This is a genomic window from Streptomyces sp. NPDC001407 (assembly GCF_042895325.1).
Classification (GTDB): Bacteria; Actinomycetota; Actinomycetes; order Streptomycetales; family Streptomycetaceae; genus Streptomyces.
Genome location: NZ_JBIAWF010000005.1, coordinates 112,394 through 124,052 on the forward strand (window position 1 = coordinate 112,394; position 11,659 = coordinate 124,052).

Here is an 11,659-nt window from a genome sequence, read left to right on the forward strand (position 1 = left end):
GTGGCCCTTGTCCGGCCCGGTGTCAGGGCGTGGTGGTGAGGGCCGGCCAGAGGGTGGTGGCGCTGAGGGACTGGGCCAGGCGGCGTGCCCAGTAGGTCTCGTCGCCGTCTTCGTCACGCCAGGACCACAGGCGGGTGGTGGCCAGGTGGAGCGGGTGGAGCCGGGTGATCCCGATGGCGCCGTGCAGTTGGTGGGCGATGCGGGCGATCTCGGCGGCCGAGGCGGATGCCTGGGTCTTGGCGGCGGCGACGGCGAAGTGGGCGGCCGCACCGCCGGTGTCCAGCGGCGTGGCGGCGGCCTGGACGGCGGCGCGGACCAGGGCGGCCTCCTCGATCAGCCGTGCCTCTTCCTGCTTGACGGCCTGGAAGCGGCTGAGCGGACGGCCGAACTGCGTGCGGGCGGTGGTGTGGGCGACCGTCAGGTCGACGCAGCGTTCGGCGGCTCCGGCCATCAGGGCGGAGCGGGCCAGGGCCGCGCGGAGCCGGGCCTCGTCGAGCAGTTCGGGGGAGATCCGGCGGACCTGTGCGGCGGGGACCTCCAGGGCGGCGAGGTGGAGGTCGTCGCGGGGCTCCTCGGCAAGGTCGGTGCCGGGGGTGAGGACGGCCTGGTCGGGGGTGAGGGTGAACAGGACGGGGCCCGTGGGGGCTGTGGCCAGGACGATGACGGCGGTGGCGACGCGGGCCCAGGGGACGCGGCGCAGAGTGCCGGTGACCAGCAGGGTGTCGTCGTCGCCGGAGCAGCCGGCCGAGCCGACGGCGGAGGTGGCGGGGTGGGCGTAGCGGATCGTCAGCTCGGGAGTGATGGCGTAGCTGAGCGGGCCGTCCGGCACCGGAAGGCCGACGCGGCGCAGCAGGGGGCGGGCGACCAGGGCGGTCTCGGCGAGAGGGGCGGGGACGGCGCGGCGTCCTGCTTCCTGGGCGGCGGCGAGGAGTTCGGCGGTGGAGGCGCCCTCGGCGGGAAGCGCCACGGCGTCGGGAGCAGTGGTGTTGGCGACGGTGGCGATGGCGTCGGGATCGGCGTAGAAGGCGGTGGTGTCGTAGGCGTCGGCGGAGATGACGGGGGCGCTGGTGTCGATCGTGTGGGTGTTCATCAGTGCTGCTCCAGACCACGAGTGATGATGCCGCGAAGGATTTCGTTGGTGCCGCCGCGCAGGGTGTAGCCGGGGCTGTGCAGCAGGGCGAAGGCGAGAAGTTCGGGGTGGCTGCCGGGGGTGGCGTGCGGATCGGCCGGGGTGGGCAGGATGCCGCGGACGGTGTCGACCAGCGCGCCCTCCAGGCGGGTGCCGAGGTCCTTGACCAGGGCGGCCTGGGTGTCGGGCGAGGCTCCGGCGTCCAGGGCAGCGGCCACGCCGAGGGAGAGCTGGCGGATGCTGTGCAGACGGGCCGTCAGGACGCCTACCTGAGTGAGCTGTTCGGCCGTGGGCGGGCGCTGCTCCAGTTCGCGGAGCAGGGAGATGAGCAGGGGGAAGGTGGAGAGGTAGCGTTCCGGGCCGCTGCGTTCGAAGGCGAGTTCGCCGGTGACCTGCTTCCAGCCGTCGCCCTGCTGCCCGAGCAGCATGCCGTCGGGGACGTGGACGCCTTCGAGGTGGACGGCGTTGAAGCGGTGCTCGCCGCTCATCAGGTGGATCGGCTCGACCCGTACGCCCGGAGCGCGCAGGTCGACGATGAACTGGCTCAGGCCCGCGTGCCTGTCCTCGGCCTCGTCGGTGCGGGCCAGCACGATGGCGTAGTCGTTGACATGGGCTCCGCCGGTCCACATCTTGGTGCCGGTCAACCGCCAGCCGTCGGCGGTGCGTTGGGCGCGAGTGGTGACCGAGGCGAGATCCGAGCCGCTGCTCTTCTCGCTCATCCCGATGGAGAAGAAGCACTGCCCGGCGGCGATCCGGGGCAGGAGGAAGCGGCGCTGCTCCTCGGTGCCGTGCTGGAGGATCGACGGTCCGGCCTGCCGGTCGGAGACCCAGTGGGCGCTGACCGGGGCGCCGGCGGCGAGCAGTTCCTCGATCACCACATAGCGCTCCAGGAAGCCGCGGCCCGCGCCGCCGTACTCGGTGGGCAGGGCCATGCCGACCCAGCCGTGCTCGGCGAGGCGGCGGCTGAAGCCGGGATCCCAGCCGGCCAGCCAGGAGTCGGGCCGGCCGAGCACGGTGCCGCGGGCGCGCTCCTCGTCGAGGAAGGCGCGGACCTCGGTGCGGAGCCGGTGGGCCGATGCGGGCAGTGTGACGTCGGGGAACGCGATCGGTGACAGCGTCGAAGGTGACATGGCTGATTCGCTCCTGGGGTCGGTGAGGTCAGTTCACGGGGTGCAGCAGGGAGGGGTCGAAGCCGGCTTCCCGGAGCACCTCGTCGGTGTGCTGGCCGATGCCCGGGCAGGGCCGCAGCTCCGGCTCCGGGTCGGCCGAGTAGCGGACCGGGCGGCCGATGACCCGGTAGCGGCCCTCGGTGGGGTGGTCGGCCTCGTACAGCAGGCCGCCCTCCTGGGCGTAAGCGGTGGTGGCGGCGGACTCCAGATCGAGCACCGGGGCGGCGGCGATGCCCGCCCGGTCGCAGAACTCCTGCCATTCGGCACTGGTGTGCCGCGGTGTCAGTGCCGCGAGCACTGGATAGAACACGTCGGCGTTGCGGGCGCGTTCGGGGCCGGTGGCGAAGCGTGGTTCGGCGGCCAGGTCGGGGCGGCCGACGAAGGCGGTGAAGTCCCGCCAGTTGCGGTCGCTGTGCGGCAGGATGCACATCCAGCCGTCGGCGGTGCGCAGGGCGCGGCGCTCCGGGCTGAGCGAGCGGGCCGAGCCGAACTCGCCGTCGGTCTCCAGGGTGGCCGCGCCCAGGTGTTCGACCAGGTTGAAGGCGAGCATGGTGTCGGCCATCGGGACCTCGATGTGCTGGCCGGTGCCACCGTGCTCCCGGTAGTGCAGCGCGGCCAGGACCGACTGGGCGATCTGCATGCCGCAGATCTTGTCGGCGAGGACGGTGGGAACGTAGTGCGGTTGGCCGGAGACCTGGTGGTTGAGCCAGACCAGGCCGCTGGCCGCCTGGATGATGTCGTCGTAGGCGGCATGGGTGCCGTGGCTGCTGTCACTGCGGAAGCCCTGTGCGTTGGCGTAGATCAGGCCGGGGTTGACGGTCGCGACGTCGTCGTAGCCGAGGCGGAGCTTCTCCAGGGCCTGCGGGCGCAGGTTGGTGATGAAGACGTCCGCGGTGCGCAGCAGGGCGAGCAGGGCGTCGCGGCCGTGCGGGGCCTTGAGGTCGATGACGGCGCTGCGCTTGTTGCGGTTCAGGTTGAGTGCCGTGCCGCCCATGCCGGGGTGGCGCCGCGGCGGGTAGTGGCGCGTCATGTCACCGGTGGGCGGCTCGACCTTGATCACGTCCGCGCCCAGGTCGCCGAGCTGCTGTGCTGCGTACGGACCCATGATCACGCTGGCCAGTTCGACGACGCGGACGCCGGCGAGGAGTCCGCGGCCGGACGGGCCGCTCGGCTTTTCGGACATCTTGCGGTGCCTCCTGGGAGATCGGGTGGGGTGGGGTGAAGGTGGAACGAAGTGGTCTAGCGCCACTGGAGCGCGGCAGAGCCGAGCGGGGAGCGCCGTCCGGGCTGGGGGACCGTGCGCCCGCTGTACGCGAACGGTGTCGCCGGTTCGGTGAGCGGGCCGAAGTCGGTCGCGGTGGTCGACAGCGCGGCGAACGGCGCGCGCCCGGGGCGGGCCAGGTCGGTGACGTCCTCCCGTGCCAGCAGCCCGAGTTCCTGCACCCAGTGACACACCCCGGCCAAGGTCACCCGGATCCGCCACGAGCCGCCCTCCGCCGCGCGCCGGCGCAGGACCGTCGCCACGGCGGCGGCCCCGAGGTACGCGGCGAGGTAGTCGTTGAGCAGGTACGTCGGGGGCAGCGAGGGCCGGTCGGTCCACTCCTCGACGGCGAATCCGGTTGCCGAGCAGGCGAGCTGGTCGAACCCGCCGCGTTCGCCCCAGGGGCCGTCGGCGCCCCAGGCGTGGTATTCGAGGACGATGAGTCCGGGGCGACGCCGGACGAGCTCCTCGGTCTGTGCCCCGTGCCGGGCGAGTCCCCGGTAGGCGTGCACGAAGACGTCCGCGTCCTGGAGCGCGTCGTGGAAGGCCGCACGGTCGTTCTCGTCGCGCAGGTCGCAGTAGGCGTTGCGCTTGCCGCCGCCGGTCAGCGCGATCATCGGGATCGGGTCGGGGCGGTCGGGGCGTGACAGGTGCAGCACGTCGGCCCCGAACTGGGCGAGGAGCCGCGCCCCGACGGGACCCGCGATGACATGGGTGAGGTCGAGCACCCGTACGCCCGCGAGCGCCTCGTCGGCCTCGCCGATCGGCTCCAGCGGACGGGCCGGGCCGTCACCGACGCGTTCGATCTCGACGACCGGGCGCCGCGCGACGTACCGCCCCGCGGGGTGCGCGAGCCACTCGTCCCGGCTGCGCACGACGCAGGCGACGCCGCCCCGCGCGCAGATGGCGTCCTCCAGCGTGAAGGCGTCCCAGGCGGCCGCGGCTTGCGCGATCCCCACCGTGTCGAGCGGGCACCGCAGCACGGAGCCGACCGCGTCCCGCAGATGCGGATAAGTGGTGATGATGAAGATCCATCGGCCGTCGCGCGCCCGGTAGAAGTCGTTGTTGCCGAGCAGCGCCGGGTCGTCGAGGAGAGTGCCGATCGGGCGCCCCGAGAGCGTCGTGTGATACGTCGCCATGAGCTGGTCGATCGCGGCCCCGGCCTGCACCTCCACCTTCTGGTGGAGGTGGCCGCGCTGTTCGCCGAGTGCCGCCGTCTGCCGCCCGAAGACGCCGATCGCGGCGGACATGGCGTCGGCGAGGCGGTGCACCGAGGGCACCAGGGGGTCGGCCCCGACGACGGTGATGTCCTCGGCCCCGCGGGCCGGGTCGGGGTCGCCGAGGGTGTGCAGCAGCCGGGAGACGATCTCACCGGTCGTGATCAGTGGGTTCGAAGTCATGCCGGGATGCTCGTTCCCGGCCCCGCATGAGCACCCGCATTCACGGATATCCGTGAATCGATGCGGACATCACGTCCGCGTCTGCTGGATGTGCGCGAGGAGCCGGGCCGCCGCCCGGTCCAGGGACAGCCGCTCCGAGCGGCCGCGGCGCCGGTGTATCAGAGCGAGGGCTCCCGTGACGACGGAGCCCTCGGTGACGGGGATCGCGAGTGCGCTGGCCTCGGGGTCGGCCAGACCCTCGCTGCGGCTGATCCGCGACGCGCGGATCGCCGGAAGAGCGGAGCGGAACTCGGCGACCGCCTCGGGGTCGCGGCGGGCGAGCTCGTCGAGCAGCCCGCGGCGCTCCGCCTCGTCGGTGAAGGCCAGCAGCAGACGGCCCGCGGCGGTACGCAGCAGCGGCCGGGCCACGTGCTCGTCGGCGAGCGGCACGAGGCGCGGAATCTCGTCCTCGCCGCCGCGCGCGAGGTGCACGGCGTCGAGCCCGACCCGCACCGTGAGCAGCACCGGGGTGCCCGCGACGCGGCTCAGTTCGTCGAGCTCGGCCTGACTGATCCGTGGGACGATCCGGCCGGCGATGAGGTTGAGGACGTGCGGGGCGGGCCCGAGCCTGAAGCGCCCGTGCTGTTCCAGCAGAAAGCCCGTCACGACAAGGCCGTTGACCAGATCCTGCACCGAACTCGCCGGCGCCCCGACCGTCCGCGCCACCTCGGCCACGGTCACCCCGCCCGGCGCCCGCGCGGCGGCCTCCAGGATCCACACGACCCGGTCCACCGTACGATGACGCCGCCGTCGGCCGTGCCCACTCATCCCGCCCCACCTTGTCCTTCTCGCACATCGCCGGTCACTCGCGCCGACACAGCTCGTCGATCTTTCCCCCCGTCACCCCGCCGAGCAAGTCTGCCCCGGCCCCGGCTGCTCGCGGACCACGGCAAGTTCCATGCGCCGCATGGCCGCCGCGAATTGCCAGGGAGATCCGGTACTCCCGTTCACTCTCCAGGATCGTCGGCCTCGGCGCGCTCGGCGATGCGCTTCTTCAGCTCGGCCGGCGGATCACCGGTCAATACGTACGCGAACCCCACGCCGACAGCGACCCGGAGCAGAAGGCGCTGCCGGCCGAGCCGGTCGGACGGGCTCTGCTGGTTGTGCTGGACCGGCCGGCTCCGGACGAGTGGGCTGCCTTCGAGTGACGCGCTCGGGCCCGCGCGGCGTCAGAGCAAACCCGCCTCGCCCAGCAGCCGCCGCACCACCCCCACCGACTCCTCCGGCAAGCCGCGCGGGTGCGCCGCCGTCGCCGGGCACGCGATGACGCCGAGCAGGTGGAGGGCCGTCTTGAAGCCGGCGAGGGCGGACGAGCCGGCGCTCATCGCCGTCGGATCGCCCGTGTCCGCGAGGGCGAAGAGGGCCGTCAGCCGGTCCTGCTCCGTGGTCGCCTCGCGCCAGCGGCCCGCGCGGGCATGGGCGTACAGCCGTACGTATCCCGCGGGGTCCACGTTGCCCAGGCCCGGCACGACGCCGTGGGCCCCGGCCAGCAGGGCGGCGTCGGCGGCCGGTTCGGAGCCGGTCAGGACGGCGAACGTGCGGTCCAGGCCGCGCTCGCGCAGGGCGACGAGCAGGCGGCGCAGCGCGCCGAGGTCGCCGCTGCTGTCCTTCAGCCCGGCCAGCGTGCCGTCCTCCACGAGGGGCAGGAGGACGGCGGGGGTGAGCTTGCTGTGGACGGCGGGCGGGATGTCGTACGCGATCAGCGGCAGGTCCGTGCCGGCCCGGACCCGGCGGAAGTGGTCTGCGGTCTCGGCGGGGTGGGCGCCCGCGTAGAAGGGGGCGGTGACGACGAGCGCGTCCGCGCCGAGCGCCGCCGCGGCGCGGGCCTGCGCCTGGACGCGGGCCGTCGTCATGTCGATGGCCCCCGCGAGCACGGGCACCCGGCCGTCGACCGCCTCCACGACGGCCCGCAGCGCCGTGCGGCGCCGGTCGTCGGTCAGGAAGGCGGCCTCGCCGCTCGACCCCAGCGCGAACACGGCGTCGACGCCCGCCGCCAGCACGTGCTCCACGAGCGCGCCGAGCGAGCGGACGTCCACGTCGCCGTCGGGCGTGAGCGGCGTGCAGAGTGGAGGCACGACCCCGCCGAGGGGCACGGGCAGTCTCATGCGGATCCCCTTCCACCGTTTCCCCGGACGAGGGCTCTGCCCTTGGCCTCGCTGCCGGAAACGTCGGCTGAGCGGTGATTTTTGACCGCGGGTCCGTTTCACCTGCGGCGGGCGGTCTCAAAGGCCGGCCGGGCCGGCAACGCGGCCTGCGACCGACATCCGCTCCACCCCGGTCCGAACCATGGTGCGCCGCCTCTCCCCGCGCCACCATGGAAGCCGGCCGACCGCCAAAGGGAAGGGCACCCGTGGACTTCGACGTCGTCGTGGAGATCCCGCAAGGCAGCCGCAACAAATACGAGATGGACCACGAGCGCGGCCGGATCCGCCTGGACCGGCTGCTGTTCACCTCCACCCGCTACCCCGCGGACTACGGCTTCGTCGAGGACACCCTCGGCGCGGACGGCGAGCCCCTCGACGCCCTGGTGCTCGCCGGTGAGCCGACCTTCCCCGGGGTGGTCATCCGGTGTCGCGCGATCGGGATGTACCGAATGAGGGACGAGCAGGGCGAGGACGACAAGGTGCTGTGCGTGCCCGCGAACGACCCGCGCCATGAACACATGAGAGATCTGCGGCACTTGCCCGAGTACGACCGGCTGGAGATCCAGCACTTCTTCGAGGTCTACAAGGAGCTCGAACCCGGCAAATCCGTCGACAGCGGAGCATGCTGGGCCGACCGTGCGGCGGCGGAGGCGGAGATCGCCGCGTCGGCCGAGCGGGCGGCCGCCACGAAGAAGGGGCAACAGCGGCCGTAAGTACGGTAGAAGGGGGCATGGCCCCCACGGAACGGCACACCGACCGCGCGCGCACGGCGCCCCCTCGGCTGCCCGGCCCCCTCCTTCAGGACCGGCCGGCGCCCGAGGGCCGGGCGCCGGTGCGGCGGATCCCGCCGCTCGCCGCCGTCGCGCTCCTCTACGGCATCGCCCAACTCTGCTACGCGGTGGCGCACATGAACCTCGGCTGGGACGAGACCGTCTATCTCTCCCAGGTCGACCCCCGGCACCCCGCCGCGTTCTTCAGCGCTCCCCGTTCCCGGGGCATCACCTTCCTCGTCGCTCCCGTCGCCGCCGTGACGTCCTCCCCGCTCGCCGTGCGCGTGGCGCTCGTCCTGCTGTCGTCGGCGGCGCTGTACGCGGCGTTCAAGGTGTGGGAGCCGCTGCTCGGGCGGCTGCGACCCGCGCTCGCGGCCGCGCTCCTCGGCAGTCTGTGGATCACCGTCCTCAGCGGTCCGCAGGTCATGCCGAACCTCTGGGTCGCGCTGACCGCGGTCGCCGCCGTCGGCTGGTTCCTGCGCACCCGTGCCGAGGCCGGCCGCCGCCGGGCCCTCGCCGGCCTCGCCCTCTCGCTGGCCGCCGCCACCCTCTTCCGCGCGCCGGACGGCGTCTGGCTCGCGCTGCCGCTGCTCGTGGCCTGCGCGACCGTCCGCGCGTGGCGGCGCTTGAGCACCGTGGCGGCCGTTCTCGGCGGGCTCGCGCTGGGCGGGGCGCAGTGGACGGTCGAGGCGTACGTCCGCTTCGGCGGGATCGGCCGGCGGCTGGACATCTCCAGCGACACCGAGGGCGGCATGGGCGCGCACCTCGGCGGCGGGCTGTCCGCGGCCTACCGCGGGCTCGACGGGCCGCTGCTCTGCCGCCCCTGCCACATCGCCGCGCCGCCGCTGACCCACTCGCTGTGGTGGCTGCTGCTCCCCGTCCTCACCGCCACGGCCTGCGCGCTGGCAGTGCGGGCCCGCCGCCACAGGGCCGTGACCCTGCTGCCCGTGGCCTGCGCGCTGTCGGTCGCCGTGCCCTATCTGCTCCTGCTGGACTACTCCGCGCCGCGCTTCCTGCTGCCCGCGTACGCGCTGGCCGCCCTGCCGGTGGCCGGCGTCGCGGCCCACGCGCTCCGGTCCGCGCGCGAGGGCCGGGCCCGCACGGGCGTGGCCGTGCTGCTGTGCGCGGTGCTGGGCGCGCACCTCACCGTCCAGTGGGAGGAGTTGCGGGCGAACACGGCGGACGCGCGGGACACCACCGTGCGCTACCGCCGCGCCGCGGACGGCCTGGAGCGGCTGGGCCTGCGGGCGCCGTGCCTGGTCAGCGGGCCACGGGCGCAGCCGATCGCCTACGAGGCGGGGTGCGCGTCCGCGCAGACGATGGGCAACAACCGGTCGACCACGACGGCGGCGCTGGAACGCGCCGCCGCCCGGGAGCCGATGGCCGTGCTGTACGACCCGGCCGACGGCTATCTGCCGCCGTACGCGCGCGGCTGGCGGCCCCACCCGCTGCGCGGCACGGACTGGGTGGCCTACGTAGCGCCGTAGCCGGGGCCCGGACCGCGGCGCCGGGCGGGCTACGCCTCCCGCAGCAGTGTCGTCAGGTCCGCGTCCAGGTCGAGGTGGGCGGACTCCGCGCCGGCGGGGACGAGGGCGTAGGAGCGGGCCAGGAAGCGGCGGAGTTCGGCCGTGGCGATCTGGACCATGGCGATGCCCTCGGGGGCGTGGAACTCCAGCACGGTGCGGTCCGGGCCGCACGGCCAGACGTGCACGTCGCCTCCGCCCGCGGGGGAGATGAGCCCGCAGGCCAGGAGTTCGCGCGCGAACGCCCATGCCACGTCCGCCCCGTCGAGGGAGGCCATGGGAGGAAACGCGATATGCACGGCGAAGGGGTCGGAGGGCACATATCGGAGTTGCGCGGGAACGGCGCGGTCCTTCGGGGCCGATGCGATCAGTCGTGCCTGGACAGCCTGGTCGATGACGGTGGACAACGCGTGCTCCCTTGCGGTCGGGGTGGGTGGTGCGGGTCCGGGCCTCTCTCTGCTTCTTCTGGAGAGACGGCGGATCGATTACGTCAGCCGCATGAATCCGATGTGACCTGCGTCACTCCCACTCGTGTCAGTGCTGGACCGGCAGCACGGCGAGCACTTCCCAGCCCCCGCCCGGCACCGGCCCGGCGGTCAGCGAGCCGCCGATCGCGTCGGCCCGCTCGATAAGGCTCACCAGCCCCAGCCCGCCACTGTCCTCGGGGGTGCGGCGGGCGTGCTGCGGGCCGGGGCCGTCGTCGCGCACGGAGACGAAGAGGCGCGGGCCCGCGTCCCGGAGCTCCACCTCCACCGACGATGCGCCGGGGCTGTGCTTGGCGACGTTGGCCAGGGCCTCGGTGACGATGCGGTGGACGGATGCGGCCAGTTCGGGCGCCAGCCCGGCGTCGAAGCAGGGGTCGACGTGCAGGGACACGCGCGGGGCACCGCTCGTGCGGGAGAAGTCGTCGACCAGCTCCGCGATCCGGTCCAGGCCGGGCAGCGGCTCGCGGTGGGCCTCGTCCTGGTGCAGCACGCGCAGCAGCCGTCGGGCCGTGGTCATCGCCTCGCCGCCGGCTTCCTCGATGTCCCGCAGCGAGGCAGCGACCCGTTCGTCCCTGGCCAGCGAGCCGGTGGCCTTCGCCAGCAGGGTCATCGCGGCGACGTGGTGCGAGACGAAGTCGTGCAACTCACCCGCCAGCTCAAGCCGTTCGGCCTCCCGGGCGGCGGCCACGAGCCTGGCGCGTTCGGCGTCGCGGTAGCGCAGGCACAGCCCCAGGGCGGCGACCCCGGCCACGACGAGGGAGTAGGCGACCACGGTGGTGCTCAGCGCGTCGGCGTCCCGTACGGGCGCCGCGAGCACGCCCGCGGACAGCGCGATCCCCAGCGGCACGGCGACCCGTACGGGCGCCCGCCAGGCGACCAGCGCCAGCAGGACGAGCAGCGCCGCGCCCTCGGTCAGCCCCCACACGGGCATGTGCGCCCCGACCGTCAGCAGATAGCCGGTCGCCGACCAGGAGACGACGACGGCGGCCACCGCGCGGACGGCGAGCGCGGCCCACGGCAGCACGCACGCGGCGACCAGCAGGCCCGCGCACCAGACCACCAGGTGCGCGTGGTGCCCGCCGGCCTGGCCGGGGTAGGCGGCGCCCCGGCTCAGCAGCCGCCCCTCGGCCATCCACAGCCCGCACAGCCCGGCCAGCAGCCACCCGTGGCGGCGCCACGGCCGGGGGGCGGGAGGGCGGCCGGGGGACGAAGGCAGGGTTATGGGGGCCATGCGTTCACGTTATGAGCGGCCCCCGGGCGGGGGGATCGCCCTTACAGCCACCCGCCATGGGCCGAAAGGATGAATCTTTGACTGTTCAGGACGGCAACTCCTGGCGGTACGGCTCCAGCGGCGGCGCCGTCTTCGTCGCGATGAACTCCGTGATCGAGTATTCGCACACCCCCGCCACCATGAACGGGTCGCTCTTCGTGATCTCCTCGATCTTCGCGCGGTCGTCGCCGAGGGCGAGGATGACCCCGCCGTCGCGCGGGACCTTGCGCCCGGAGGCGATGAAGACGCCCGAGGCGTAGTGCGCGTCGAGCCAGGCGACGTGCTCGGCGAGGGCGGCGTCGATGCGCTCGATCGGCGCGATGTAGGTCAGCTCAAGTACGAACATGATCCACAGGCTACGCTCGCGGGCCCGGCGACGCCTCGGCGCTCCGCTTGGAGTGCCGCGAGGGGCCGTCAATCGTCTGCGGCGCCATTGTGGCTGGTCGCGCAGTTCCCCGCGCCCCTTCAG

11 protein-coding genes are annotated in these 11,659 nt (G+C 73.7%); 2 read left to right on the forward strand and 9 right to left on the reverse strand.

Annotated features, from left to right (window positions below; translation table 11 throughout):
- Nucleotides 1-22: 22 nt before the first annotated feature.
- The 6 genes from ACFY1P_RS09745 to ACFY1P_RS09770 all read right to left on the reverse strand — a co-directional run bounded on the left by ACFY1P_RS09745 (nt 23) and on the right by ACFY1P_RS09770 (nt 7,103).
- A complete protein-coding gene (locus ACFY1P_RS09745; protein WP_390750338.1) occupies nt 23-1,090 on the reverse strand; it encodes an acyl-CoA dehydrogenase family protein in 1,068 nt (355 codons plus the stop codon).
- Nucleotides 1,090-2,259 carry an acyl-CoA dehydrogenase family protein gene (locus ACFY1P_RS09750; RefSeq protein ID WP_361529755.1) on the reverse strand — a complete coding sequence of 390 codons (1,170 nt, stop codon included), beginning with the start codon at nt 2,257-2,259 and terminating at the stop codon, nt 1,090-1,092. Before ACFY1P_RS09750 ends, ACFY1P_RS09745 begins: the two co-directional genes overlap by 1 nt.
- 28 nt (nt 2,260-2,287) lie before the next feature.
- The gene (locus tag ACFY1P_RS09755) at nt 2,288-3,481 is read right to left on the reverse strand and encodes a CoA transferase (RefSeq protein ID WP_361529752.1); all 1,194 of its coding nucleotides are present in this window, start codon (nt 3,479-3,481) and stop codon (nt 2,288-2,290) included.
- Between the two features lie 56 nt (nt 3,482-3,537).
- Nucleotides 3,538-4,959, reverse strand: a complete 1,422-nt coding sequence (locus ACFY1P_RS09760; RefSeq protein ID WP_390750339.1) for a CoA transferase — start codon at nt 4,957-4,959, stop codon at nt 3,538-3,540.
- 69 nt (nt 4,960-5,028) lie between these two features.
- The gene (locus ACFY1P_RS09765; RefSeq protein WP_361529746.1) at nt 5,029-5,766 is read right to left on the reverse strand and encodes a helix-turn-helix domain-containing protein; all 738 of its coding nucleotides are present in this window, start codon (nt 5,764-5,766) and stop codon (nt 5,029-5,031) included.
- Between the two features lie 401 nt (nt 5,767-6,167).
- Nucleotides 6,168-7,103, reverse strand: a complete 936-nt coding sequence (locus ACFY1P_RS09770; protein WP_390750340.1) for a dihydrodipicolinate synthase family protein — start codon at nt 7,101-7,103, stop codon at nt 6,168-6,170.
- Between the two features lie 245 nt (nt 7,104-7,348).
- On the opposite strand from ACFY1P_RS09770, the gene ACFY1P_RS09775 reads away from it, so the two are divergent.
- Both ACFY1P_RS09775 and ACFY1P_RS09780 read left to right on the forward strand, forming a co-directional pair.
- The gene (locus ACFY1P_RS09775; RefSeq protein ID WP_361529740.1) at nt 7,349-7,855 is read left to right on the forward strand and encodes an inorganic diphosphatase; all 507 of its coding nucleotides are present in this window, start codon (nt 7,349-7,351) and stop codon (nt 7,853-7,855) included.
- A gap of 17 nt (nt 7,856-7,872) precedes the next feature.
- Nucleotides 7,873-9,399 carry a hypothetical protein gene (locus ACFY1P_RS09780; protein ID WP_390750341.1) on the forward strand — a complete coding sequence of 509 codons (1,527 nt, stop codon included), beginning with the start codon at nt 7,873-7,875 and terminating at the stop codon, nt 9,397-9,399.
- 29 nt (nt 9,400-9,428) lie between these two features.
- Here ACFY1P_RS09780 and ACFY1P_RS09785 read toward each other — a convergent pair whose 3' ends face one another.
- The 3 genes from ACFY1P_RS09785 to ACFY1P_RS09795 form a co-directional block, all read right to left on the reverse strand.
- Entirely contained in the window at nt 9,429-9,842 is a 414-nt protein-coding gene (locus ACFY1P_RS09785; RefSeq protein ID WP_361535307.1) for an SsgA family sporulation/cell division regulator, read from the reverse strand.
- A gap of 127 nt (nt 9,843-9,969) precedes the next feature.
- Nucleotides 9,970-11,151: a histidine kinase gene (locus ACFY1P_RS09790; RefSeq protein WP_361535304.1), complete on the reverse strand. Its 1,182-nt coding sequence runs from the start codon at nt 11,149-11,151 to the stop codon at nt 9,970-9,972.
- A gap of 85 nt (nt 11,152-11,236) precedes the next feature.
- Nucleotides 11,237-11,536, reverse strand: a complete 300-nt coding sequence (locus ACFY1P_RS09795; RefSeq protein WP_361535301.1) for a YciI family protein — start codon at nt 11,534-11,536, stop codon at nt 11,237-11,239.
- Between the last annotated feature and the right edge of the window lie 123 nt (nt 11,537-11,659).